The 25512-nt window shown below is 61.4% G+C and carries 17 protein-coding genes and 2 pseudogenes; 8 read left to right on the top strand and 11 right to left on the bottom strand.

Translation table 11 applies throughout. From position 1 onward, the window contains the following. The first annotated feature begins 550 nt into the window (after positions 1–550). Positions 551–3085, top strand: coding sequence for a two-component system VirA-like sensor kinase (locus tag NKI21_RS27120; RefSeq protein ID WP_031204404.1), 2535 nt, complete (start codon positions 551–553; stop codon positions 3083–3085). An 814-nt stretch (positions 3086–3899) separates the two neighbouring features. On the opposite strand, the pseudogene NKI21_RS27125 reads toward NKI21_RS27120, so the two are convergent. Then, positions 3900–4642: pseudogene (locus NKI21_RS27125) on the bottom strand (oxygen-independent coproporphyrinogen III oxidase); the annotation flags it as partial. 1045 nt (positions 4643–5687) lie between these two features. Here NKI21_RS27125 and NKI21_RS27130 point away from each other — a divergent pair. Both NKI21_RS27130 and NKI21_RS27135 read left to right on the top strand, forming a co-directional pair. Then, entirely contained in the window at positions 5688–6386 is a 699-nt protein-coding gene (locus tag NKI21_RS27130) for a Fic family protein (protein ID WP_245264324.1), read from the top strand. A gap of 23 nt (positions 6387–6409) precedes the next feature. After that, entirely contained in the window at positions 6410–6829 is a 420-nt protein-coding gene (locus tag NKI21_RS27135; protein ID WP_023737287.1) for a Fic family protein, read from the top strand. A gap of 77 nt (positions 6830–6906) precedes the next feature. Here the strand turns inward: NKI21_RS27135 and NKI21_RS27140 are convergent, their stop codons facing one another. After that, positions 6907–8400, bottom strand: coding sequence for an NAD-dependent succinate-semialdehyde dehydrogenase (locus tag NKI21_RS27140; protein ID WP_023768617.1), 1494 nt, complete (start codon positions 8398–8400; stop codon positions 6907–6909). Positions 8401–8522: 122 nt separating this feature from the next. Further along, positions 8523–9902 (bottom strand): aminotransferase, encoded by a 1380-nt coding sequence (locus NKI21_RS27145; protein ID WP_352793957.1) that lies wholly within the window; start codon positions 9900–9902, stop codon positions 8523–8525. A 98-nt stretch (positions 9903–10000) separates the two neighbouring features. Between NKI21_RS27145 and NKI21_RS27150 the strand changes: the two genes are divergently transcribed. The 4 genes from NKI21_RS27150 to NKI21_RS27165 all read left to right on the top strand — a co-directional run bounded on the left by NKI21_RS27150 (position 10001) and on the right by NKI21_RS27165 (position 13978). After that, entirely contained in the window at positions 10001–10882 is an 882-nt protein-coding gene (locus NKI21_RS27150; protein WP_023768618.1) for a transketolase, read from the top strand. After that, complete coding sequence (locus NKI21_RS27155; protein ID WP_023747620.1) at positions 10879–11859, top strand: transketolase family protein; 981 nt, start codon at positions 10879–10881, stop codon at positions 11857–11859. The genes NKI21_RS27150 and NKI21_RS27155 overlap by 4 nt, the downstream gene beginning before the upstream one ends. Before the next feature lie 33 nt (positions 11860–11892). After that, the gene (locus NKI21_RS27160; RefSeq protein WP_023768619.1) at positions 11893–13206 is read left to right on the top strand and encodes an aspartate aminotransferase family protein; all 1314 of its coding nucleotides are present in this window, start codon (positions 11893–11895) and stop codon (positions 13204–13206) included. 88 nt (positions 13207–13294) lie between these two features. Next, on the top strand, positions 13295–13978 hold the full coding sequence (locus NKI21_RS27165; protein WP_023737066.1) for a GntR family transcriptional regulator: 684 nt from the start codon (positions 13295–13297) through the stop codon (positions 13976–13978). A 44-nt stretch (positions 13979–14022) separates the two neighbouring features. On the opposite strand, the gene NKI21_RS27170 is transcribed toward NKI21_RS27165, so the two are convergent. The 7 genes and pseudogenes from NKI21_RS27170 to NKI21_RS27200 all read right to left on the bottom strand — a co-directional run. Then, complete coding sequence (locus NKI21_RS27170; protein WP_352868306.1) at positions 14023–15816, bottom strand: hydantoinase B/oxoprolinase family protein; 1794 nt, start codon at positions 15814–15816, stop codon at positions 14023–14025. Positions 15817–15848: 32 nt separating this feature from the next. After that, positions 15849–17909 carry a hydantoinase/oxoprolinase family protein gene (locus NKI21_RS27175; RefSeq protein ID WP_352868308.1) on the bottom strand — a complete coding sequence of 687 codons (2061 nt, stop codon included), beginning with the start codon at positions 17907–17909 and terminating at the stop codon, positions 15849–15851. A gap of 16 nt (positions 17910–17925) precedes the next feature. Continuing rightward, a complete protein-coding gene (locus NKI21_RS27180) occupies positions 17926–18915 on the bottom strand; it encodes an ABC transporter permease (RefSeq protein ID WP_352868311.1) in 990 nt (329 codons plus the stop codon). Next, entirely contained in the window at positions 18908–19882 is a 975-nt protein-coding gene (locus tag NKI21_RS27185; protein ID WP_352868313.1) for an ABC transporter permease, read from the bottom strand. The genes NKI21_RS27180 and NKI21_RS27185 overlap by 8 nt, the downstream gene beginning before the upstream one ends. Then, on the bottom strand, positions 19879–21381 hold the full coding sequence (locus NKI21_RS27190; RefSeq protein ID WP_352868316.1) for a sugar ABC transporter ATP-binding protein: 1503 nt from the start codon (positions 21379–21381) through the stop codon (positions 19879–19881). The genes NKI21_RS27185 and NKI21_RS27190 overlap by 4 nt, the downstream gene beginning before the upstream one ends. 74 nt (positions 21382–21455) lie before the next feature. Then, on the bottom strand, positions 21456–22526 hold the full coding sequence (torT, locus tag NKI21_RS27195) for a TMAO reductase system periplasmic protein TorT (protein ID WP_023707089.1): 1071 nt from the start codon (positions 22524–22526) through the stop codon (positions 21456–21458). A gap of 476 nt (positions 22527–23002) precedes the next feature. Next, positions 23003–23525: pseudogene (locus tag NKI21_RS27200) on the bottom strand (ISNCY family transposase); the annotation flags it as partial. 347 nt (positions 23526–23872) lie between these two features. Here NKI21_RS27200 and NKI21_RS27205 point away from each other — a divergent pair. Next, complete coding sequence (locus tag NKI21_RS27205) at positions 23873–24625, top strand: SDR family NAD(P)-dependent oxidoreductase (RefSeq protein ID WP_286461381.1); 753 nt, start codon at positions 23873–23875, stop codon at positions 24623–24625. Positions 24626–24636: 11 nt separating this feature from the next. Here the strand turns inward: NKI21_RS27205 and NKI21_RS27210 are convergent, their stop codons facing one another. Further along, the gene (locus NKI21_RS27210; RefSeq protein ID WP_352868320.1) at positions 24637–25305 is read right to left on the bottom strand and encodes a GntR family transcriptional regulator; all 669 of its coding nucleotides are present in this window, start codon (positions 25303–25305) and stop codon (positions 24637–24639) included. Positions 25306–25512 lie beyond the last annotated feature (207 nt).

Genomic DNA, 25512 nt, shown 5'->3' on the forward strand with positions numbered 1-25512 from the left:
CGGTCCAGGCCCGGCGAGTGGGCTTTGAGCAGCACGTGTCCGAGGCGCTCCGGCCGCTGTTCGATGGTCGAGCTGACGAGCCGCCTACCGGTCCAGAGGAGCTTCTGCGACTGGAAAAGGGGTTTCGCGAGGTGCTTCAGCGAGGGCAGGATCATCAAGCCGCCTCGTCTTTTTTCAGCGATCCAAGAATGCCCGCTGGACGGGATGACCCCAAGGGAAGCGTGTCGGACGCTTTCGCAGCAGCCGGCTCTAGGCACGCCGTAGTTGAGGCCGCCGCCCCGCCAGTGTTAGCTGCCAGCCAACAGCAGATCCGGCCCTCGCCAGTTGCGTTTGACCGGCCGGTATCATCCTCGGCTGCTGCAGGCGTGCGCTTGTATGCCCCTTCGATGATCTCTCGGAAGACCAGTTCCGAAAACTGCGATCAGTTGCCCGCCTTGTGCTGCCGCCTCGCCGTCGAGGTCGAAACGCCCGCGAATCAATGGAAGGTCAGCGGGCCATGGGGGCAGAGTGCAACGGTGTCTACACCGCCTGTTTGAGGGGAGAGGTACACTTGGCTTTCCTGTTCCAGCAGCATCCGGCCGCACACCGACGCGATGGGGAGCTAGAATTCAACTCGGACCTTCGCAAGGCACGCACCGCGGCTCAAACGCCGTTCGTTTGGGAAAAATGGCTCAGTACCGACAAAGCTTCTGTAATGGCCCTAGTGGCCTCGGTTGCGCTCTTGGTCGCGATACAGTGGCAAGACCCCCAGATCAACGAGGCGGTCCTAAGCGAACTGCGGACGATTCAGATCAACTACGCATTGCTCCAGCGAGACGTCGCCCGCGCCGACATGGTATTGGACTTCCGTTCCGTTGCTTCTACCGGGCAAGCATTAAAAAGGAACCTTCAAAACTACCAACGCCTTGTTGAGATTTCGCCCAATGAGAGCTCCGGGGTGCACTCCAGGTTGGTTGCACAGCTCAAAAAGTCCCTCGAAAACACAGAAGCTGCCATCTCGAACTCGGCCGCGCAAAATGAGCTTCTGCAAAGCTCTCTCGTACGCTTTGCTCGCTCGGCTAATCGCCTTTGGGGGGGAGTGTCGAACAGGCCTGAATTTTCCAATCTGATCCTTCAATTTTCGGCCAGACCGGGATTCAGCCTCGCATTACAAATCGATCAGTCTCTCCGCCGACTTCCTCCTAGCCAGGACCAAGTCACGGAGGATGTTGCCCGCGAGGGCCGCGCTATCCTGTCCTCAATGTTGAGGTTGGACCGCGCTGTCAATCGGATCCCATCCTTCGACACGTTCGCCAAGGCTGCCGAATTGGAGCGAGAACATCTGAAAGCCTACAGCTTCGCCAGCGCGCAAGCGCAGCGTACACGGCTTTTCTTTGGCTTGGTGTCCATATGCCTCTGCTTGTTTGCGACCATTCGAGCCTCCACGCTGCATGTGCGGACGAACCGGTTGGAAAGGCGGTTAGAGCTTGAAGCGGCGATGAGTGAGATCGAAGCTTGTTTCATCGACAGTCAAGCAACGAAGGCTTCGCGGCGCTTCTCCACCGAAGCGGCGCTTAGACTCATTCAATGCGTTTTCGATGCGGATCAATGCGCGCTTGCTCTGGTGGATCCGAGTATCAGCAGGAATACCGAGTACTTTGTCGCGAACAAGCGCATGCGCGTCTGGAACGCCACGCTAATCCATGAAGTCGTCTCACTTGTACACCCGGAACAGCCAGTGTTTCGCGTCGTTCCGGCGTCGGAAGTGGTTCGGACTGCCGTAGGCACTACCGGTGTTTGTCAAATTGTTGGTTGCCGGGCCTCCGATCAGCAGGCTGCGGTTTGTATCCTTGTTTTTGAAGGAGATCGCTCACCACCCTCCACAGACGACCTCCTGGTTCTGGCGAGCGCTACTGTGCGTTTAGGCAACCATCTTGAAATGCAACGTGTACACACGGAACGTAACCTTTTTGAGAGTCGATGGGAGCATGCGGAAAGGCTGACGGCTGTCGGCACAATCGCAAGCGGCGTTACACATGAATTCAATAATGTTCTAGGAGCAATAGTCGGCTACGCAGAGATGGCTAAAGGTCTTGTGCGTCGCCCCTCGAGAATTCGGGGCCACATCGGCCAAATTATCTTGGCCAGCAACCGAGCCAAACTGATTATTGATCAAATTTTGTCACTAAGCCGAAATCGGAAGCGCGTGACGATGCCTTTCGACGTCTCGGAGAGTGTAATGGATCTCGCGCCATTGCTGCGGGTTACACTTCGTGCGGATGTTCAGTTGAACTTCAAGATCAACGAGTGGCAAACGGTGATCGAGGGCAGCCCGACCGAGATACAGCAGATCCTTATGAATCTATGCAAGAACGCGTCGGAGGCTCTCTTGAATGAGGGCCGTGTCGAGATTAGCGTTTCTCGCGCTCACGTCTGTCAAACGAAGCCCGTGGCTAAGGGCACCTTGAAACCGGGAGATTACGTTCTCCTCTCCATCAGCGACGATGGCCAAGGAATCGCAAGTTCGGTGCTTCCGCATATCTTTGAGCCCTTTTTTACCACGCGCTCTCGCGTCGGCGGGACCGGACTGGGTCTTGCTGCAGTGGACCGCCATGTGAGCGCGCTCGCAGGATGCCTTGACGTCACCTCGGCTGTTGGCCGAGGTACACGCTTCGATCTCTACTTACCGGCCTGCGCTGAGGAGCAGGTCAGAGCTGATAGCGCTTTCGGCCCATGCGATGGATCACTTGGCAACGGAGAAATCATTGCAGTCGTTGACCCCGATCCAGCAGCGTTGGAGATCTACAAGGATAAGATCGCCGCGCTGGGTTATAAGCCGGTCGGCTTCGCGACCTTCGAGAGTCTTTGCGACTGGATCGAGAGCGGGAAGGCAGCCGACCTCCTAATTTTCGATAAAGCGACTTTCCTCGGGCCAGGACAGCCCGAAGCTCTACGTACCACCCTGATGACGGTGCCCATCATCGTCGTTGGTGGAAGCGACCCCATGCCGATCACATCTGGTAATCAGACCTTCGTCCTTTGGCTAGCCAAACCGGTCTCGTCCAGGACGATGGAGCATGCAATTCGTAGGATGATAATGGCATGATGCCGCCGACGCGCTCAGGATACCGAGCTACCGAGGCAGTCGGAGGCGGAGCCGGCTGGGATCCAGCAAATACAAGAGCGTCGGACGATCTCTGCGCACCCGGCTCATGGCGAGTTCCCCTCGAACACCGTCGTCGGCTCCGCCCAAGGAAGGGCTCCCCGACCACGGCAAACCTGCCGCCGTGCTCGTGACCGTCAAGGACAAGTCGCCGCGCGATGGGGTCTGCGGGCCTCCATCCTTGACAAGTCACTGCGCGCTGGCGGCGACAGGCAACGGGTAATATAAGGTCGGGACGAGGAGATGGTCGCCAATCGGTCACGCAAGATGGTTGACGAAATGACTCGAGAGCAAAGCTTGACAATCATCGCCCCATTCACGCCAGACTTCTCCTGTGCGTTCATCATCGGCTACGGCTCCTCGCTGCCCCGACAAGGCTATCGCCGCCCGGCCGGGCAAGCGATATCCCAGGTTCCGACGTGTTCCTTTCATGCTAGATTGACCTAGGCCCCGGCAGGGCGGGAGCATGAGGCTGGGTTCTCGGTCGCGGATCTGTGAGGCAAGCACGGGGTAAGCGACGGCTCGACCCACCATTGGGAAGGCCGGCTTCGGCACGGAGGTGCGGCCTCGGCGTTGAGAGGCATCGGATCGGGTGTAGCAGGACTTTCGAACTAACTGCCGACAACACACTGGATAGGCTGTTCTCGTCGTTCGGTCCAGTTCACCAACGCCTATGTCGACATTTTACGGCGCTTCACTACTAACCGGGCACCGCACGATGGCAGCTCGTTCTCTCCGGCAAAAGATACCCCCTGTGTTAGCTTCCGTGTGTCTGCTTGCCCTCACCTGCGGGATACGTAACGCCATCCCTAAAAGCATCGAATGCGGCAGCGACAGCGCGAATCCCAAAGCGATGCTCCCGCCGTACGCGGACAAAACCGTTTTCGAAGTCCACTATTCCGTCCTTGGCCAGCATCGCCAAACGCTCATCTGAACCGCGAAGACGGATCGGATCAGATCCGTGGGCGACACAGATTGCCGGCACGTCAGCCTCGAAATCGCACATTAATCGCTCGATAATTGCGGCTCGCACGCGGTCGTCGTCTGTGAGGCGATGGCCCTTCGATGTAGCCAGTCGGCCAGCTGCGATGTGCTGGATGTAGGAATCCCGTGTAACTTCGTTTTGAACGTATCCCTGGCCGGTGCGGCCGATAGCCGACGCGCCGAAACCGATCAGGGTTCTGCAGGTGTCAGCCGAGTAGCCCAACGAGTTACGTCGCAGGCGACCTGTTTCCTGTGCCAGCGCGAGCTCGTCGTCCGGAAAGGCGAAATGGTCGAGCCCGATCTGTCGGTAGCCGGCGGCAATCAGCCTCACGGCGACAGCCGCATACTGTTCAGCGCGGGCAGCGCTGTCGGGAAGAAATTCCGCCTCGATGGGAGGCGCTGGTTCTTTATTTGGGATGGGATATGCGAGTAGCCGAACAAGGCAAGCCGGTCGGGGCGCATGGCGACCGCTGCCCTCGCCGTCTCGACCCACGACACCACCGTTTGACGCGGCAGGCGTCCCATGGTGATAACAAACCACCTTGCCGCTGAGCTCGCCTGTGTCTTTGCGTTATGCCAGTCCGTTCCGCTTAGATGTCTTGGCTGTTCCCGCCGAGACCTCACGCGCACCGTTTTATTCCCACCATCCCTCCCCGTCAGCTCCGCCTGGGAAATTCTGCCAGCTTGCCGGATCCGACGAGATAATGCAGCGCTGGGACGGACTTTGCTCGCCAGCTAGCGACCGTGGTGATCTCTGCCAAAAGGACGAGGCCATGAACGCGATCGGCGCTAACGGTGGCGGTTTGTATAAGCCTTGGGGTGGGAACTGGGCCTTCTATGCTGGCGCCACATACAAGCTCAACGAGACAACTTCGTTCTACCTTCGGCTCTCCCGGTGACCAGCTCTCAGTAGCGTCGCGGCAAACGTTGCCTATGGGCTTCTTTTCGATTTCACAGCTACGGCGACTCCAAACTCAGCAGTCGGCAAGATGGAAGCTTCCAACGGGAACTGCCCAATGCGAACAAGAAGAGCAGTGTCGGCAGTAATCCTGCGCCTCGAACGCTCATCCTAACGCCGTGAAGCGTAGAGCTCCGAGGTTGAGCAGACCAAGCCCGCAACACGCTCTAAAAAAACGGCGCATACAAGCCATCCGAGATTGCAGCCTAGCCTCGGGGCCGGACGTTGTTTCATATCAGACCGGTGGGGATGAAGCCTGCCATCCAGCACCCGGTCAGTTCAGGTCAAACTTGAACTCCCAGTCGGGTCAGAACGCGATCAACTGGCAGTCCGACGCACTTAAAAATGACAAATGGATCGCCTGCTTTTGGGCCATCCATGGGGAATTCGGGCGCGAGAGAACAAGCTCACACAGCATAAGCGAAGCTCCAGGCGAATCTTGCGCTGGCCGAGGCAGAACCATGTTTAAAGCTGCCTGTTTTCCACCTCGAACCTGTCTGAGTCCGGCCGATCGTCATAGATCGGCCAAAGCATCGGCCAGATGGCTCCCCAATTACGGTTTGTGCGTAGTTGTCAGTACGATAGGCCTGCCGAACATCGGCCATGATCATCATCGGCAGCATCGATTTGTGTCCAAGCCTGGCGACGTCGGCTGTTTTGGGCAAAAGCCTGCACTCGCGTACCGCAGCCAACCTCGCCCCATCTCGTGCGCATCATGAACACCTACTACAGCAACCTGATCGAAGGCCACGATACGCGCCCGCGCGACATCGAACGGGCGCTGGTCGGAATTTCGATCGAGACGAGAACCGCCGCAATCTGCAGCTCGAGGCGGCCGCGCACGTTCGCGTGCAAGCCGAGATCGACCGCCTGGCTGCCGATGGGCAGTTGCCGGAACCGGCATCGGTAGGTTTTCTTCGATGGCTGCATGCGGAATTCTACCGCGATGCGGAATCGCCCATGCTGACCATCAAGGGTTCCGGCCGTGAGTTCGTCATGGCGCCAGGTGAGTGGCGATCGAAGCCAGAGCATGACGTCGCCATCGGCCGGCATGAACCGCCTTCGAGCGATCGCGTCAACGATTTCATGCAATACTTTGCCATGCGTTATCGCTTCGATAAGCTGGGCAAGGCCGGACGCATCCTGACCATTCCTGCCGCGCATCACCGCTTCAACTACATTCACCCGTTTCCGGACGGCAACGGACGCGTCAGCCGATTGATGAGCCACGCCATGGCCCTCAGGCCGGGGTCGCCGCGCACGGGCTGTGGTCGATCTCACGAGGCTTGGCACGTGGCGTGAAAAGCCGAACGGATTACAAGAGCATGATGGATCATGCCGATATGCCCCGCCAGGGTGATCTCGACGGACGTGGCAACCTCTCCGAACGCGCACTCGGCGATTTTACCTTATGGTTCCTGCAGGCGTGTATCGATCAGGTGAGCTTCATGACCGGACTGTTCGATCTCGACACGTTGGCCAAGCGGCTGTATCGGCATGTGGAGCGCAGTGGTCTGAAGCCCGAAGCCGGCCGCCTCGTGGAGGAAGCGCTCACGCGCGGTGAGTTTGACCGCGGCGAGGCATCCCGTATTAGCGGACTACCCGAACGTACGGCGCGTCGAGTGTTCAATGACGTAATCGCGCTCGGACTATTGGCGTCGGAAACGCCAAAGGGCCCAGTGTCCCTACGCTTTCCGGCGGACGCTCTGGACGCGCTGTTTCCGAAGCTTTTTCCGGAAACGTAAGAGCATAGGGCGCTCACGATCTTAGGTCACTTCTCCTCGGAACCGGAAAGATTTTCACCGGATCACCCGCGGGTTCGTCATTCCGCGTTCTGAGACGCGGGAAAAGCCGGCGCACTAGAGCCGAGGCCGCCGATGCAGACATATTTGGTGTCGAGGTAATCCTCGATGCCCTGATGTCCGCCTTCCTTGCCGAGGCCGGATTCCTTGACGCCGCCGAAGGGTGCCTCCGGCGTGGTGATGAGGCCTTCATTGACGCCGACCATGCCGTATTTCAGCCCTTCCATGACGCGGAAGGCGCGGCCGAGATCGCCGGTGTAGAAATAGCAGGCGAGGCCGAATTCGGTGTCGTTGGCGAGCGCTATCGCTTCCTCTTCGGTCTCGAACTTGAACACCGGGGCGACCGGCCCAAAGATCTCTTCCTTCATGAAGCGCATATTGGGTGTCGCGTTGGCGATGACGGTCGGCTGGAAGAACGAGCCGCCGAGCGCATGGCGCTTGCCGCCGGCAACGATCTTGCCGCCCTTGGATGTGGCGTCGGCGATCAGTTCTTCGACCTTCTCGACCGCCTTCTCGTCGATCAGCGGCCCCTGCTGCACGCCGTCCTCGAGGCCGGAGCCGACCTTCAGCCCATTGCTGGCGGCAGCGAGCTTCTCGACGAACTTGTCATAGACACCAGCCTGGACAAGGAAGCGGTTGGTGCAGACGCAGGTCTGGCCGGAATTGCGATACTTGGCGGTGATCGCACCGGCGACCGCACGCTCGAGGTCGGTGTCATCGAAGACAATGAACGGCGCGTTGCCACCGAGTTCCATCGACACTTTCTTGACGGTGACCGACGACTTCTGGATGAGAAGCTTGCCGACTTCCGTCGATCCGGTGAAGGTGATCTTCGACACCAGCGGATTGGCGCAGATCTCGTCGCCGATCTCGCTTGCCGAACCGGTCAGGATGTTGACGACGCCCTTGGGGAAGCCGACCTCCTCTGCGAGCGCACCCCAGGCGAGGCCCGAATATGGCGTCTGCGAGGCCGGCTTGACCACCGCGGTGCAGCCGGCGGCGAGCGCCGGGCCGAGCTTGCGGGCCAGCATCGAGGACGGGAAATTCCACGGCGTGATGGCGGCGATGACGCCGACCGGTTCCTTGGTCACCAGGATACGGCGATCCGCCCACGGCGACGGCACCACGTCGCCATAGGTGCGGCGGCCTTCCTCGGCGAACCACAATATGTAGGCCGCGGCAGAGCCAATCTCGCCCTTCGATTCGAACAGCGACTTGCCCTGCTCGATGGTCAGCAGTTCGGCCAGCACGTCCTGATTGTCCATCATCGCGTCGTGCAGCTTGCGCAGCAGCTTCGAGCGCTCGAGCGCGGTCGTCTTGCGCCAGGTCTTGAAAGCTTCCGCGGCGGCTTCGATGGCGCGGCGGGTCTCGGCTTTGCCCGACTTCGGCACGGTGCCGATCTTGAGACCGGTGGCCGGGTTGTTGACGTCGACCGTCTGGCCGCTGTCGGCCTGCACCCATTCGCCGTTGATGAGATTGGCCTGGCGCATGAAATGGCTGGTTTTCTGAAGCATGGTCTGGCCTCCGTTCGGATAAGACAATCAGGATCCTGTATGCTGGCTGCGGCTCGCGCTTGCCCAAGCGCCTTTCGCGCGGCCGGCCCCTCCAGCGACGTCTCGCCGCACGCCGGGCGGGTTCATGCCGACTGGTCAGTCCGCGCATGGGCCGCCGCGGTCTCATCAAGAGCCGCGCGAATGCCATCAACCATGTAATCGATCTCTTTAGGGGCGATGACGTAGGGCGGGCAGATTGCCAGCACGTCGCCCATGTTGCGGATCATGACTCCGTGCTCGCGGCACCGCCGCTCGACATCGGTGCCAATTCGCAGCTCCGGCGCAAAGGCGCGACGGGTGGCGCGATCCTCGACGATCTGGATCCCCGCTATAAAACCGCGGCCGCGGACCTCGCCGACCAGTGTATGGTCGTTGAGCGCGTCCGCGAGCGCTGCATGCAGATAATCGCCGAGACGGCGCGCCTGGCTCACGAGATCGATCTCGCGGTAGATCCTGATCGCCTCGGCGGCGACGGCGGCTGTCACCGGATGGCCGGAATAGGTGAAACCGTGGCCGAACACGCCGACCTTGTGGGCCTCGTCGGCGACGCACTGGTAGACCTTGTCGGAGATAATGACGCCGCCAATGGGCAGATGACCGGATGAAAGCCCCTTGGCGACCGACAGCATGTCCGGTTCCATGCCAAAAGTCTGGCTGCCGAACCAATTTCCGGTGCGTCCGAAACCGCAGACCACCTCGTCGGCCAGCATCAGAATGTCGTATTTGCGCAGCACCGCCTGAACCTTTGGAAAATAATTCTCCGGCGGTACCAGCACGCCGCCGGCGCCCATGACTGGCTCTGCGATCATCGCGGCAATCGTCTCTGGCCCCTCCGCCAGGATCAGGGCCTCGAGTTCCTGGGCCAGGCGCGTGGCGTAGTCATGCTCCGCCTCGCCCGGCAGACCGTCGAGATAGTGGAACGGCCGCGCGGCGAATATGACGGGAAGCGGCGGCAGGTTGAAGGACTTGTGCATGTGCGGCAGCCCACTCAGCGCCGCGCCCATGATCGTACTGCCGTGGAAGGCGCCAAACCTGCTGATGATCTTGCGTTTCTCCGGACGTCCCCGCGCGGCCTGGTAATACCAGGCGAGCTTGACCATCGTGTCATTGGCTTCCGAACCGGAGCCGACCAGAAAGACGCGCGCGTGGTCGAACGGCGCCAACGCGGTAAGCTGTTCAACGAGTTCGACGGTGGGCTCATTCGAGCGGTGATTGAAGGTGTGATAGACGGCGAGCTTGCGCATCTGGCGGTCAGCAGCGGCGGCCAGCCGGCTGTCGCTGAAGCCGAGCGAGGCACACCAGAGTCCGCCCATGCCCTCGATATAGCGGTTGCCCGCGTCATCCGTGACGGTCGCGCCTTCGCCGGCCACGATCGTCAACGGACCATGATCCTCATGCAGGCGTGGATCCGTTTGGGAATGAAAGTGCCTGGCCATGTCCAGCACGCGCGATTCGTTGTTCATCAAAATTCTCCTTGCGACCAGATAGGCGGTTGCTTCGGCGAGAAATATCTTATAACTTATAAGTTGTCGAGAAAAAATGATCCTGAGAGTGACGTCCAATGGCCAACGCACCCACTCCTTCAAACAACACCCTGCCACCCGACGCGGAGCGGATCGCCCTGTTGCGCGACAGGGCAGAGTTCGTCCGGCTCGAGACGCTGCGCCTCATCCAGATCGCCAAGGTGGGCCACTATTCGTCGGTATTCTCCTGCGCGGAAATATTCGCCACGCTCTACTACGATGCGATGCGGCTGAGGCGCGGCGAGCCGCAATGGCCGGATCGCGACCGCTTCCTGATGGGCAAGGGACATGCCGCGGTCGGCCTTTACCCGCTGCTGGTCGACTGGGGCTTCTTCTCCAAGGACGTCCTCGATGGCTACACCCGGCTCGGCAATCCGCTTGGCGATCATCCCGACATGCGCAAGGTGCCCGGCGTCGATTTCAGCTCCGGCTCGATCGGCCATGCCCTGTCCGGCGGCCTCGGCATGGTGCTTGGCGGCCGTGCGGCCAACCGGCGCTTCGATGTCTATGTCCTGCTCGGTGACGGCGAGATGCAGGAGGGCCAGGTCTGGGAAGCGGCGCTCTCCGCCGCCCACCATAAGGCCGGCAATCTGATCGCCATCGTCGACCGCAACGGATACCAGCTCGACGGGCAGGTCGACGACATCATCGGCATCGAACCGTTGGCCGACAAATGGGCGGCGTTCGGCTGGCAGGTGCACGAGGTCGATGGGCACGACGTCGTCGCTCTCGCGACGCTGCTGCGACAGTTGAAGGCCGAGGCAGACCGCACCCGGCCCGTCTGCATCATTGCCAAGACCTCCAAAGGCAAGGGCGTTGGTTACATGGAAACCGAACCCGGCTGGCATCTGGGCTATCTCGCGCCATCGGACGAGGCCTTGGCCGCCGAAGAGATCAAGCGTGGAGGCAAAACACAATGAACGGCCCGATCGATACCAACTCCTGGCAGTACCGCCAGATCAACGCGCGTGCGCCTGGCCTGAGTTATCTGGCCAACGCGCTCATTGATCTGGTCGAAGACGGTTATCCGGTCGTGGCCGGTACGGCCGACCTTCAATATTCCAACGGGCTGGTGCGGTTCGCGCAACGCTTTCCCGAACGCTTCACGCAATTTGGCATTTCCGAGCAGAACATGGTTTCGGCTGCTGCCGGCATGGCCAGCACAGGCGCCATGCCGTTCGTCGCTACATTCGCTTCTTTCCTGGCGCTGCTGTGCTGCGAACAGATCAGAACCGACGTCGCCTATTCGGCTCTGCCGGTGCGGCTGATCGGTCATCATGCCGGTATTTCACTCGGCTTCTACGGCACCTCCCACCATGCGACGGAAGATCTTGCCATCATGCGAAGCATCGCCGACCTCACGGTCGTCGCGCCGGCTGACGGCCCGCAACTGGCGGCCGCCGTCAAGGCGTCTGTCAATCATGCCCAGCCAATCTACTTCCGCATTGGCCGCGGCCAGGAACCGCTGGTCTATGAAGACGACGGCGTCGACTTCCAGTTCGGCAAGGCGATCGTTCACGGCGAAGGATCGGACCTGACCATCATCGCCTGTGGCTCGATGGTCCATCCCTCAAGGGAGGCTTACCGCGCGCTGCGCGCGGCGGGCAAATCCGTCGGACTGATCGACATGCATACGGTGAAGCCAATGGATACGAAGGCAGTGCTCTCGGCCGCGGCTCACTCCCGCTTCATTCTAACCATCGAGGAACACAATATCCTGGGCGGTCTGGGCGGCGCCGTGGCGGAAATCCTGGCGGAGGCGGGCAGCCCGGCACGGTTGATACGCCATGGCATCCGCGACGAATACAGCCTGATTGCGCCGCCAACGCATCTCTACAAGCACTACCGGCTGGACGCGGCGGGAATCGAGGCCACCGTTCTTGAAGCCCTCGGCTGAGCCGGCGGACCATAGCCATGCACGGACATTCCGATGACCGATCAGAATAACACCGCCCGACTCATTGAGCGCGCCGGTGCGGTGATGCCGGGCGGATTGCTCAGCCCGAGCCGCAGGCTCGGCGCGCCGCATGTATTTGCCCGGGCGCAGGGTGCGTTTCTCTACGACGTCGACGGACACCAGTACACCGACTTCCATTGCGGCTTCGGCGCCAACGTGCTTGGCCACTGTCATCCGGCGGTGCGCGAACGCATCGCTGCGGTCACGCAGGATATCGATCTTGTCGGTGCGGGAACGATGCGGCTGGAGATCGAGGTGGCGGAGGCGCTGGTCGACTGCATCCCTTGCGCGGATCTCGTCGCCTTCTGCAATTCCGGATCGGAGGCGACCTATCACGCCCTGCGCCTTGCCCGCGCCGCCACCGGTCGCAAGCGCATCATCAAGTTCCAAGGCGGCTATCATGGCTGGCACGACTATGTCGCCATGAACGTACAGTCGCACGCGCAGGCGATCGGCAAGTACGATCCCATCAGTGCTGGCATCCTCGAGGATGCCGCCCGTCACACCATCGTGCTGCCTTACAACGATGCCGGCGCCGTCGAGGATTATCTCAAGGCCAATCCAGGCGATGTCGCGGCGATCATCATCGAGCCAATCGCTCACAATATGGGGTCGGTGATCGCGACGGATGTTTTCCTGCGCGAGCTGCGTCGCCTGACCAGCGATCATGGTGTCGTGCTGATCTTCGACGAGGTCATCACCGGCTTTCGCCACGCGCTCGGCGGCTATCAGTCGATCGCCGACGTCACGCCTGATCTCGCGACCTTCGGCAAGGCGGCCTCGTCAGGCTATCCCGTTGGCGTGGTGGCCGGTCGTCGCGATCTCATGGCGCTCGTCGGCCGGACCGGGGAAGGATCCGTGTTCATGGGCGGTACTTTCAACGGCACGCCGTCGACGCTCGCCGCCATGCAGGCGACGATTGAGGAGCTGTCGAAACCAGGCTTCTACGACCGCCTGTTTGCCCTCGGCGCTTTCATGCGCACGCAGCTGGATGGCATTATCGATCGCCTCGGCCTGCCCGCGCAGAGCGCCGGGTTTGGCTCGGTCTGGCTGATCTATTTCCTCAGCGGTCCTTACCGCGACTACCAGGACTTGCTGGGCAACGACGATGTTTTCGATCTTGCATTCCGCAGAGAGATGGTGGCGAACCGGCTGATCGGCCAGCCGCTTCCGCTCAAGCGTCTCTACCTGTCAGGGAGCCATGACCGGGCGACAGTCGAGAAATCGCTGGATATCATCGAGACAATCCTGCGCAAGCTCTCCGCTGGGAAACCCGCCAGCTCCTAGCCATGTTTCGCAACGGACTTATAGGATATAAGAGCGTCTCGCACTATCCGTTGTCGATTCGGTGCGGCCAAGATTGCAGCGGTGGACCATGAGCACGATGCAGCCAATCGAGCAAGGCAGTCTGTCGGCGAGAACTTATATCTCGCTGCGCGAAGCCCTGATCGCCGGCAATTTCCGGCCCGGCGAAAGACTGTTGATGCAGGATCTGGCGCAACGGCTGGGCACCAGCGTCACGCCTGTGCGCGAGGCCTGTTTCAGGCTCGTCAGCGAGCAGGCGCTGGAACTGCGGTCAGGGCGGTTCATCACCGTTCCAGAGCTGACCCGGTCGCGTTACTGGCAGGTCCGGCTCATTCGCATCGCGCTCGAGGGACTAGCGGCCGAACTCGCCGTTGAGCATGTTTCGGAGAAGGACATTGCAAAACTGGTCGAGATCCATCGCGATTTCGTGGCCGGCGAAACGTCCGGCGATGCTGACCGCGCCCGTCGCGCCAATCGTGAATTCCACTTCGGCGTCTACCGCCTGTCCAAGATGGATATGCTGATCGCGCAGATCGAAAGCCTGTGGGTCTCGATGGGCCCTATCCTTAACGTGTATTATCTGCAGGCCGAGAACGATTACATCGGCGCGGAGGAGCACGAGACGCTGATCGAAGCGTTCCGGACCCGCAACAAGAAGGTGGCGCGTAAGGCGATCGAACGCGACATCGTGCGCGGTGGCATGAACCTGTTGCGGTATTTCGACGAGCAGGACGCGGCCGCCAAGCGGGCGTGATCGAAGCCGCCGGTCATTTGCTGGCGACCTCTCTTCGCGCTGGCTCAGGCCGCCCGAAGGCGCGCGGTGGCATCCTGGTCGACGGCCCAGACGCCCTGCTCGGCGTCCAGCACCAGGGCAACCTTGTAGGACTTGCGAGCCGCTTCGCTTGTTAGCCAGCCGCGGCCAACGCTGGCCGCGACACGGCGGACATCGCGCTTGGTCGGGTCGCCGTAGCCGCCGCCGCCACAGGCAACGAACTCGATGCGCTCGCCGGCGCGGCACGCCTCCTCATGGAAGGCCGGCAATTCCACCAGCTTGCCATCCGTGCCGCGCTTGGCACTGCGACTTGCTTTGGCGTCACCGCCGCCCAGCACGCCACGCGGCGGAAAGGTTGTGCCATCGGCCGAGTAGACCAGTGTCATCTCGTGGTCGACGGGATAGAAGACACCGCCCACCGCGGGAGCGCCCTCGAACTCGCCAATGCCTTGGGTATCCGCCACCACGCCGCGCGATTCAATGATGATGGGATACATGGATTCGTCCACTTCCACGGAATCCAGCGCGATCAGGCCGCCATTCGCCGGCCCGCAATATGTCAACCAGCCGTCATAGCCGTGACGCGCGCCGCCGCCGGCGTAGCCAATGAAGACCTGGTTGACGTAGGGCTGCCCGTCCTTGAACGGATCCTTGCCCGAAATCACCCCGATCCCCGCCGGCAGGTGCGAGCCGCTCTCGGCCTGGCCATAGGGTTCTCCCATCGTCGAGAACACGCAATTGCCGGCGATGATCAACCGGTCGTTGACATTGGTGGTCGCCACCGAGGTGCCTACTGGGTAGCGGGGCTTGCCAACCACGCTTCCCTCCCGCATCAACACCTTGATCCGGCTCTTGGCGCCCTCGTTGTGCGGGATGCCGTCGTCGAGATTGTTGAAGACGCCAATGCGGCACGAGCCCGTGCAGGTGTTTTCCGACAGGTTGAGACCGCCACGGACGTTATCCATGTTGTCACGCACGTCGACCGTGATCTCGCCGGCTTCAGGGTCGACATCGATGGTGATCCGGACCGGGATGCCCTCCTCCGCCACGCCGGGGACCGGGTCATGGCGGACCTCGTAGGAGAACTTGCCCTTCGGCAATTTGGCGATCTCGGCCATGGCGCGACGCGCACCGTAGTCGAACCAGTCCTCGACGAAATCCAGCAGCGTGTCGCGGCCGTATTTTTCAAGCAGTTCCAAGAGACGGCGTCGACCGGTCCTGCAGGCGCCGATCTGGGCTCGCACGTCGCCCAGCCAGATGTCTGGAACACGGTTGCGCATCATGCCGATGCGCAGGATGTCCTGCTTCTCCCGGTGCTGTTCGACCACACGCACGCAGGGAAAGTGGATCCCTTCCTCATAAACGTTCTTGGCAAATGGCAGATAGGTCGAAGGTGTCGGCGCGCCAGTATCGGCGTGATGGGAAAGCGCCACGGCCCAGAACAGCGGCTTGCCGTCGAAAAAGATCGGCATCGCCATGATCAGGTCGGCATGATGGGTGCCGCCAGTGTATGGGCAGTTGTTGAGGAAGATGTCGCCGTCGGCGATATCGTCGAACAACTCCGTTATCGGACGGGTCGCCAGATCCATCGACATGACGTGGATCGGCAGCGCGTCCTCGGTGGAAACGAGGCGGTGATCATAGGTCAGGATCGCACAGCTCAGGTCGCGGGCGTTCTTGATCACCGCTGAGCGGCTGGCCCGCATCACGACCAGCGTCATTTCCCGCACCACCGCCTCGAACCGGCTTTTGAGAACCGACATCAGGAACGGATCGACGCGGCGCGTTGGCGTCTCCAGGCGAATGACAGGTGAATTCATTTTACGATGCCTTGTTCGGGAAGGTTTGAGTCTCAATCGACTGTCACGACAATGTTGCCTTGCGGGTCCACGCGCCCGCGATGTCCGTCCTTGAGGAAGGCGGTGAACGTCGTCGCCTCAACCAGGCATGGCCCATCAAGCGCCGCCCCCGCGCCCAGCTGGTCCATGTCGTAAACAGGCAGAGAGCTCGTCCCCCGGGTTTCGTGCAAATAAGCTGACCGATGGGTCTTGGCGACCGGCGCCGTCGCCTGGTCGGCCAGCCTGAAATCCTTCCAAGCATCCTGATTGGCCCGCTTGCCCACCGCGCGCAGCTTCCAGTTGGTGAATTCGACAATGTCGCGGTCGGATCTGATCGAATAGATGCGTTCGTGCATCTGATGAAACGCTTCGACGAGACTTGGGAGTTTTTCCGCTTCGAGGCGCGCCTCATTGGCCTCGAAATGGACCTCGATCTCCCAGGACTGGTACTCGTAGCGACCAAGAAAGGAGAACTCGAAACGCCGCAGCTCGGGCTCAACGCCGGCCTGTTCGAGGAATGCTTCGCCCGACACCTTCAACCGCGCCAGGATGTCGGAGACGCCGGCGGCGTCGAAGCGCCGGGTCGAGGTCAGGAAAACCGCGCTTTCCTCGCGCGTGATATCAGAGATCAACCCGCCGAACGCGCTCAGCCCGGCCATGAAGCGCGGGATCATGTAGCGTTTCAAGCCCAATATGTCGGCCATCTCGGCGATGTGGATGGCGGTCGCGCCGCCGCCGCAGACAAAGAAACTGTCGCGTGGGTTTATGCCCTCGCGAATGGTGATTTCCTCGATGGCCCCGACCATGTTGTGGTTGCTGGTGGTCTGGATGGCGTAAGCCGCGTCGAGCAGCGGGATGCCGAGCCGCGTCGCGATGCTCGCGACCGCTTTCTCGGCCAGATCGCGGCTGATCTTGATCCGGCCGCCGAGAAAATAATCCGGGTCAATGATGCCGAGCACGACATTGGCATCGGTGACCGTCGGCGCGGTGCCGCCCGCTCCGTAGCATGCCGGCCCCGGCCGCGCGCCAGCGCTCTGAGGTCCGACCCGCAGCAGGCCGCCATCATCGACCCAGGCAATCGACCCGCCGCCGGCGCCGACCGATCTCACATCCACCTTCGCGATCCCCAGCGAGTCGTCGTGGATCATGCTGTCCGGGGTGACGATGATCTGGTGGTCGCGCAAAGCCGAGACGTCGAATGTGGTGCCGCCCATGTCACCGACGATGACGTTGGCTTCGTCGCTCAGCGCCAGCGCGGCCATCGGCGCCAGCGTCGGCCCCGACATGACGCTGTAGATTGGCCGCCGCAGCATCTCGGCGGGAGGCATCATTCCACCGACGCAGTTGGCGAGCAGCAGCTCGCCCTGGAAACCCGCCTGCGACAGTGCTTGCCGCAAGTCCTCGATGTAGGTGCGCACGATCGGATTGATCGACGCGTCGATAGCGGCCGCGATGATGCGCTTGTACTCGCGCGACATCGGATTGACTTCATGGCTAAGCGTGACCGGGATCTCCGGCCATGCCTGCGCGATGATATCGCGCACCGTTGTTTCATGGATGGGATTGACGACCGACCAAAGCAGACCGACCGCTATCGCTTCGACCCCATAGCGCCGGAAGTCGGCTATCGCCGCCTCGACATCGGATCTCGACAGAGGCGTGAGCTCCCGCCCGCGCGCATCGACGCGGCCCCGCGCCGTCTTCGTCAGGTGGCGCGGGACATAGGGCTCGGGATAGTCGAGCCGCCACTGGAAGGCGCCCTTGCGCGGCCCCTCGCGCAGGACGAGGATGTCCTGATGTCCTTCGTTGAGGATCAATCCGACCTTGACGGTCTTGCGCTCGACCAGCGCGTTGGTCGAGACGGTCGAGCCGTGTACGATCAAGTCGATCTTGGTCATGAACGTCGCGGGATCGAGCCCGTATCCGGCGGCCGCCACGTGCAGCACGTTGATGAATCCCTTCTCGAATTCGCCGGGCGTGGTGGGCGATTTGAAGATCGAGATTTTCCCACCGGGCTCGGAAATCAGGCAATCGGTGAAGGTTCCGCCGATGTCGATGCAGACTTGATAAGCCATTTAAGGTCCGAAGCTGTTAGCGTTTCTTGTAATCGCGGCCCAGTATCAGGCTGGCCAGAATGATGAGGCCCAAAAGAACCTGCTGCAGATAGCCGTCGACCTGCATGAGGTTCATGGCGTTGGAAATGACCGTGATGAACAGGGCACCGAGCAGAGCCGCGGTGACGCCTCCCTCTCCGCCGGTGAGGCGCACGCCACCGACCACCGCCGCCGCTATCGATTCCAGGGTCAGGTTGCCGCCGAGATTGGGCTCGCCCGATCCGGTCCGCGCGGTGAGCAGCATGGCGCCAATCGCGGCCAGCAGCGAGCAGACCACGTAGTCGATCGCAACGACGCGTCCGGTGCGAACGCCCGCCGCCTTCGCCGCGCGAGGGTTGGCGCCGATGAGATACAGGCCGCGCCCGAACACGGTGAAGCGCAGGACCAGGAACAGCAGTGCGAAACACAGCGCGGCGAACAGGATGGGCACCGGAATGCCGATCAGCCGTCCCTCCGCCAAGGCGTCCGTAAAGGCTTCGGGAACGCCCGGCACGGGAAAGCCGCCGCTGACGGTTGACGCCAGTGCCATGACAATGTTGGCCATGCCAAGCGTCGTCACCAACGGGTTGATGCCGATACCGGCGATGAGGACGCCGTTCAGCCCGCCGATCAGCAGCCCGACGCCAAGGCCAGCGGCGATTCCCCACAGGATCGGCATATCGCCGGTTCCGGTCATCACCATCGCCGATATGACGCTGACGAGCGAGACGGTGAAACCAAGCGACAGGTCGAAGCCGCGCGTCAGCAGCACCATGGTCTGCGCCATGGCAAACAGTGCGAGATAACTCGTCTGGATCGCGATGTTCCAGAGATTGCCGCTTGAAACAATGCGCGGGTCGAGCAGACCGAGACCCAGCAGGGCCAGGAATACGAGCCCCGGCAGCTTGGCCTGCGCCGCGAACTGGCGGATGTCCGGGCGAGCGCGGTCAAGAACAACCGGAGCCGCCATGTCTGGACGATCAGACATTGGCCCGCCTCCCCTGAACAATTCGGTCGAAAGCCAGTGCGCCGATGAGCACCGAACCCAGCACCAGGGTCTGGAATTTGCTGTCGATCTGCGTGAGGTTCATCGCATTGGCGATGATCGCCAGGCACAGCGCCGCCATGGCGACGTTCTCGGCGCGGCCTGAGCCGCCGCGCAATGAAACGCCGCCGATCACCGCCGCTGCGATCGTCTCCAGTCCGAGGGTCCCGCCGATCGTCGACTGGCCGGAACCGATACGGGCGGTGATCAGCACGCCGGTGAGTGCGGCCAGGAGACCGGAGAGCACATACGCGGTAATCAACACATGGTGTGTGCGCACTCCCGACAGTCGGGCGGCGCCGACGTTGCCGCCGACGGCGTAGAAGTGGCGCCCGAGCGCGGTCCGACGCTGCAGAATGATGGCGATGGCGATCACCACGATCGCCAGCAGCAAGGCCGGCGGCAGGCCAAGCCCCTGCCCTCGCCCGATGGCATAGACGAAGGCGTCGGAAACGCCATAGATCGGGATACCCTGCGTGTAATAGAGCGTAAGTCCCGCGACGATCGACAACGATGCCAATGTCACCATGAAAGGTGATAGGGAAAGGCGCGCCACCAGCGTGCCGTTTACCAGGCCAACACAGGCGCCGCAGGCCAAGGCCAGCGCTACCGGCATCAGCAGCTGGAGCCCATGCGCGTCGGGCATCGCGGCCATCGCCGCGGCCGTGACCACGGACGCCAAGGCCATGGTGGCGCCGACCGACAGATCAAAACCGCCGGTGGTCATGACGATCATCTGGCCGATCGCCGGAACCGCCAGGAAGGAGAAATTGCGCAGGACGTTGAGGATGTTCAGGCGGTTCAGAAAACGCGGTTCGATGATCGCGGCCGCGGCCGCAACCGCGACCAGAAGCAGGATGACGATCCCGCCGGTTTCCAGAAAACGGCGCCGCAGCGTGTCAGGGCTCATGCTGCCTCCGTGGCGCCGGTTTCGGCGTCGAAATAGTGACGCAGCACAGTGGCCTCGGTGATGCCGTCGGCTTTGAGTTCGGCGACTATGCGCCCTTCGCGCATGACATAGACGCGGTTGGCCAGGTGAACGAGCTCTGGCAGTTCGGACGATGACAGCAGAATAGCCGCGCCATTCTCGACCAGGCTTTTCATCAGCCGGTAGACCTCGCTTTTGGCGCCGACGTCGATGCCGACCGTCGGTTCATCGAAGATATGGACCGAGACCGGGCGCATCAGACCGCGCGCCAGCACGAGTTTCTGCTGGTTTCCTCCCGAAAACGACGACGCCGCGCGTTCCGGCGCCATCGGCCGTAGACCCAGTGTCTTCAACGGCGCGGCTATCGCCCGGCGCTCGCGCCAGAACTTGAGCAGTCCGGCCTGGGACAGTCTCGGGTCGTCGAGCGCGGCCATGGTCACATTCTCGCGGCCTGGCCGGCCAAGCGCCAGTCCCTCGGCGCCGCGATCGGCCGGGTAGTAACAAAGTCCAGCACGCAACATGCTGTGCGGCACTGGCGCTCTGACCACCTCGCCATGGAGTTCGATCTCACCGGACGTCACACGCTCCAGGCCGAATACGGCTCGGCAAAGTTCGCTACGACCGCAGCCAACCAGGCCCGCCAGGCCGACGATTTCGCCAGCTCTGACCACGATGGAGGCATCGGATAGGGTGCCGGAGACACTGATCCCCCTGGTCGCCAGCACGATTTCGGCGGGGCGCTGGCTGATTGACGGATAAAGTCGTTCGACCGGCTGGCCGACCATCATCTCGATGAGCGTCGCGTCGGATGCCGCGGCGATGGCCAAGGTGTCGATCTTGCGCCCTCCTCGCAGCACCGTGACGCGGTCCGCGAGCCGACGGATCTCGGCCATGCGATGCGACACATAGATGATGCCGACGCCCCGCGCCTTGAGGCCCGCGATTGCGGCGAACAGTTTTTCCGCTTCACCGTCGGTAAGCGACGCGGTCGGTTCGTCGAGGATGAGTATCTTGGCATCCGAAAGCATGCCCTTGGCAATCTCGACCATCTGCTTTTGCGCCCGGGTCAGCGTTTCGATCTTGCTGTCCAACTCGACGTGAAAGCCAATTTCGCGGAAGCGTTCTTCCGCGCGGGCACGCATCGCGCGCCGATTTAGGAAAAGCCTTCCCTTGATCTCGCGTCCAAGAAACAGGTTCTCCTCGACCGTGAGGTCGGGGACAAGACTGAATTCCTGGAACACAGCCGCCACCCCGGCATCGCGGGATTTCTGTGGGGTCAGCGCGGAAACGGTTTGGCCGTCGATACGGCAAGAGCCTTCGGTCCAGCCGTAGGTTCCCGCTATCAGATTGATGAGCGTCGACTTTCCGGCGCCGTTTTCGCCGAGAAGGGCATGGACCTCACCGCTCAGCAGCGTGAAGTCGACGCCGTCAAGCGCCACCACACCCCCGAAACGCTTCGTCATACCCGTAAGTTCAAGCATCGCTGACACCACCGAACTCGAAGCAAAACGGGCGGCAGGCCAAGGCCGAGGTCTACCGCCCATCGAAGATGCGACTATTGTACCGAAAATTCAGGCTTCCACCCATCGGGCGCGAAAATCTGCGTCGGGTCGATTTTGTCGACGTTGTCCTTGGTCACGATACCCGGCGCGACCAGCAGAACCTTCTCATAGTCCTTCTTTTCCAAGGCGCGCACCGCGAGGTCGACGCTGATGCGGCCCATCATCACCGGATACTCGGCGGCAAAGCCAAGCACCTTGCCTTCCTTGACCAGCTTCAGCATCGTCTGGTTCTCGTAAGACGACATGATCACGACATCGTCGCGGCCAGCGTCGGCGACGGCGCTGACGGCCGCTTCCGCCGCAGCAGCCCCGCCCCAGATGACATTGAGATCCGGATAGGTCTGCAGGGCGTCCTCGACGAGGCGCAGGCTTTGCGGAACGCCGGGCTCACCATAGAGCTCGGCCGCGAGCTTGATGTTGCCGGTTTTGATGCTGTCGCGAAAGCCCGCCATATAGCTCTCCGCCCAACCCGATCCCTGCGGACCCGGCAGGCCGATTGCGGTCGTCTTTTTGTCGCCGAGATACTTCTTGAGGTACTCACCCTCCTGAAAACCCTTCTGGTAGGTATCGGGCGTGATGCGCGCGGTGATCGGAGTTTCCAGGATGGGATTGGCGACGGCGATCTGGACAAGACCCTTGGCGTCGCCCTCCTTCAGCTTGGCCGCCAGGCCGGCTTCCGAGATGGCGGCGACGAGGATGCCCTGGGCACCGGATGCGACGCAATCGTCATATTGCGACAGCTGCTTGGGCAGCGCGTCATAGCCGCCAGCCTGCAGGACCGTCACTTTGACACCCAGGCGCTTTGCTTCCTCAACGATACCGTAGTCGACCGAGACCCAGTAGCTGTCCTTGAGGTGCGGAAACAAGACGCACAGGTTCCAAGGCTTCTCGGCCTTTTCCAGCGGCACATAGTCGAGTGCCTCGACTTTTTTCAGATCGCCGCCCTTGGCCGAGTTGATCTTGAAGGGCCACCAATCCTTGGCCTGGGCGGCGTTGGGCAGGACGGCCACGCCGGTGACGAAAGCCGCCGCGAGGATGGATCGGAAAGCGTGATTCTTGGTCATGTGATTCCCCATTTTCGTGTGTTCCCGGGTCCGGAGCCGGCGATTTCGCCGGCTCCGCGGTCTGCCTTGGGAGCAGAGGCTTGCTGGCGGATCGTAGTACCGTCTAGGCGAGTCCGCCTTCAGGGCCATCCGCGCCGTTGTTCATTTTCACAGTGCTACCGTACTACTTATAAGTTATAAGTCAATAGGGTTTTCATTAGCCGGTGCTCAGCCGGGAAGGTGTCTTCAATCGCGGTTTCGCTGCCTCGACCGGGATCACAATCCATTTGACGAAAGACGAGGTCGGAGACAGCAGCCATGCAACTGGCCTCGGCGATGTGGGCTTCCTCGCGACCGACCGGTATGCGGCTTGTCGATCGAGTTGCCTGACATCAAGCGCCGGCGAATAAGTCAAAGCCATCAGCGTGGCCTTCGAATACAGAGCCATTGGTCAGCAGCCGCACTTCGCTATCGACCAAATCGTCATAGGGTCTTTAGGGAGGAGATGTGCCCAGTGCATTCGCGTGCTGCAACAGCCGCGCTGAACCGCACGGCAGCGTGCCATAACACGCTGCGGTCGGATGATTGTTGAAATGACGGTTCCCCGCGCACGACCCTGCCGCTTTCCAACTTCTCTCGTCTGGCGCTTGCCAGCCTGAGTTCTTCCTAGAGGTCGGCGCCCGGATTGCGGGTGTTGTCTTGCGACTTCATTCTCCCGGCAGCCGGGCAAAGGCCCGCAACGTGGAGGCTTCTAAATGGAACGCGGGTTCCCGATGCTTAGTGGGTGGTGCTGCTTGAGCAGGGGCAGGGCAGCACAGCCTCCGCCGGCAAGCCGTCGCGGCCGGTTCCCTTGATAGCGTGCCGGCGCAAGGTCCCGCGTCACCAGGCTCGCAAATCGCGATGCACGTCCAGCCATTGCGACATGGTTTTGTCAGCTGAGAGGCCGATCCCGTGTGCCGCGAACAGTCGAAACACTGATTGGGGGTGTGCGTTCTCGGCGTTGTGCAGCACTTCTGGCATTACTGGCCTTGCGGGGATGACGAGTCGGTCATGCGACAGTATGGATGTCCCCATCGGAATAGCCGGTCCGCCTTATCGGTCGTCACACCCGCATATCGCTCCGCTTCTAGGGAACACCCCATCACGCGAGGAAAGACATGGCCACATGCGCAGTATCGCCAATCTAGCCGTTGGGCCGACGGCCCGGCGCTTGGGCCAGTCCACCGGCTTTAACCTGCGTCACAACTTGATCCACTGATCCTAGGTGACGACAACGTTGTTCGTCATGATTTGATGGGGCGGGGATTGGCCCAAAAGCGAGCCCCCCAAACTGTGCGGTTGCCAAATACGTAATGGAGTGAATTGGAATGATCATCGTAACAGGCGCCACGCACGGGATTGGGCGGGCCTGCGTTGAGAAACTTGCGTCTGCCGGTTCCAGAGTGGTGGCGACCGGCCGAGATGCAGAAGCGGGCGCGGCGCTCGAACGCGCCAATCACGGTGTCACGTTCGTTGCCGGTGACATCATCCGTGAAGACGATTGCCGCCGTGTCGTCGACCGTGCGCTTGAACTTGGCAACGGCCGGCTCGCGGGGCTCGTGAACAATGCCGGCATGTCGAAGCGCATTGCCTTCGCCACCGCCACCCAGGACGATTGGGATGAGGTCCTTGCGGTTAATGCACGCAGCGTCTTTTTCTTCATCCGTCATGCGCTGGACGGCTTGCGGCTCGGGAGGGGTTCAGTCGTCAACATGGCCAGCATCGCCGGAAAGACGGGCGAAGAAGGGCTCGCTGCCTACTGCGCCTCAAAGGCCGCGGTCATCGGGCTGACGCAGGCACTCGCGCTGGAGTTCGGCGAGGAGATCCGCTTCAACGCTGTTTGCCCCGGCCAGATCGAAACACGCATGATGGGCAACATCATAAGCGATGCACTGCGCAAGAAGCAGCTCGAACTGCGGATCCCTGCAAACCGCTTCGGTGCCCCTGAAGAGATCGCTGATGTGGTCGCTTGGTTACTTTCGAATCAATCGAGCTATGTCAACGGCACGGTGGTGACTGTAGACGGCGGGGAAACAGCCGGCCTGCGCACACCCCGCGTCGCGCAGATCGATGGTGCTTAGGGCAATTCAGCTCAGCCGGAGCCGCGCTCGTCGAAATAGCGCAGAAAACCATGTGAGCCTCGCTGGATGTCGTTCTCGATCGCCTCGCGGGCCCTCTTCCTGTCGCCACCCCTCAAGGCCTCGATGAGATGGTCATGTTCTTCCGCGCCGGTGTACCCGCGCGGAATTTCCCGATCGTAAACGTTAAGGATTGGACCCATCGAGGCCCACATGCTTTCGATCTGTCCGATCAGCATCGGCATACGCGACAGGCGGTAGACGCCGAAGTGGAAAGCGCGATTGGAGGATCGCGCTTCCTTGATATTACCGGCCTTATGGCTCTCTACAAATGAGGCGCGGAAGGTCTCAAGCTGTTCGAGATCGGCGGGGGCAAAATGGTCGGCAGCGTGTTCTGCCGCAAGCCCTTCAAGTGCCACGCGGATCAGCTTGATCTGAATGTAGCGGGCGCGGCTGAGGTCTGGCACCGCGGCGAACCTGCCGGAGCGCAACTCGAGCGCCTGCTCGCTGACGAGCCGCAGACAGGCTTCGCGCACCGGCGTAATGCTGGTTCCGAGCTGCCCGGCAAGATCCTGCATAAGGAGACGATCGCCCGGCGCGAAATTGCCGATGATCAAGCCATCCCGCACCTTGCTGTAAATCCGCGCGGACAGGCTGCCCATCTCCTCGGGCTGCATCTTCATAGGGCCCATGGGACTCCCCTCGCCTCTGCTGCAGCTCTATGGAAATGTCGATTTACGCGTTTCACTACGTTTATAAGTTATAATCGCTGCCTATATTTCGTTATGCAGCGGCAGACAAGTACGTGCACGTTAATTGTCTGCAGCAAACATGTCCGTTTTCATAATTATTTGTGAAATTTTGTTTCATATAAAAACAAGGAGACCCTT

The sequence above is a fragment of the Mesorhizobium sp. M0715 genome, from assembly GCF_040320355.1.
Taxonomy (GTDB): domain Bacteria; phylum Pseudomonadota; class Alphaproteobacteria; order Rhizobiales; family Rhizobiaceae; genus Mesorhizobium.

Excerpts from the sequence above, each read along its gene's own strand:
- NKI21_RS27205 (WP_286461381.1), top strand. The coding sequence starts at position 23,873 with ATGATCATCGTAACAGGCGCCACGCACGGGATTGGGCGGGCCTGCGTT.
- NKI21_RS27190 (WP_352868316.1), bottom strand. The coding sequence starts at position 21,381 with ATGCTTGAACTTACGGGTATGACGAAGCGTTTCGGGGGTGTGGTGGCG.
- NKI21_RS27155 (WP_023747620.1), top strand. The coding sequence starts at position 10,879 with ATGAACGGCCCGATCGATACCAACTCCTGGCAGTACCGCCAGATCAAC.
- NKI21_RS27185 (WP_352868313.1), bottom strand. The coding sequence starts at position 19,882 with ATGAGCCCTGACACGCTGCGGCGCCGTTTTCTGGAAACCGGCGGGATC.
- NKI21_RS27175 (WP_352868308.1), bottom strand. The coding sequence starts at position 17,909 with ATGGCTTATCAAGTCTGCATCGACATCGGCGGAACCTTCACCGATTGC.
- NKI21_RS27180 (WP_352868311.1), bottom strand. The coding sequence starts at position 18,915 with ATGTCTGATCGTCCAGACATGGCGGCTCCGGTTGTTCTTGACCGCGCT.
- NKI21_RS27140 (WP_023768617.1), bottom strand. The coding sequence starts at position 8,400 with ATGCTTCAGAAAACCAGCCATTTCATGCGCCAGGCCAATCTCATCAAC.
- torT (WP_023707089.1), bottom strand. The coding sequence starts at position 22,526 with ATGACCAAGAATCACGCTTTCCGATCCATCCTCGCGGCGGCTTTCGTC.
- NKI21_RS27135 (WP_023737287.1), top strand. The coding sequence starts at position 6,410 with ATGATGGATCATGCCGATATGCCCCGCCAGGGTGATCTCGACGGACGT.
- NKI21_RS27165 (WP_023737066.1), top strand. The coding sequence starts at position 13,295 with ATGAGCACGATGCAGCCAATCGAGCAAGGCAGTCTGTCGGCGAGAACT.
- NKI21_RS27145 (WP_352793957.1), bottom strand. The coding sequence starts at position 9,902 with ATGAACAACGAATCGCGCGTGCTGGACATGGCCAGGCACTTTCATTCC.
- NKI21_RS27170 (WP_352868306.1), bottom strand. The coding sequence starts at position 15,816 with ATGAATTCACCTGTCATTCGCCTGGAGACGCCAACGCGCCGCGTCGAT.
- NKI21_RS27150 (WP_023768618.1), top strand. The coding sequence starts at position 10,001 with ATGGCCAACGCACCCACTCCTTCAAACAACACCCTGCCACCCGACGCG.
- NKI21_RS27130 (WP_245264324.1), top strand. The coding sequence starts at position 5,688 with ATGATCATCATCGGCAGCATCGATTTGTGTCCAAGCCTGGCGACGTCG.
- NKI21_RS27160 (WP_023768619.1), top strand. The coding sequence starts at position 11,893 with ATGACCGATCAGAATAACACCGCCCGACTCATTGAGCGCGCCGGTGCG.
- NKI21_RS27210 (WP_352868320.1), bottom strand. The coding sequence starts at position 25,305 with ATGAAGATGCAGCCCGAGGAGATGGGCAGCCTGTCCGCGCGGATTTAC.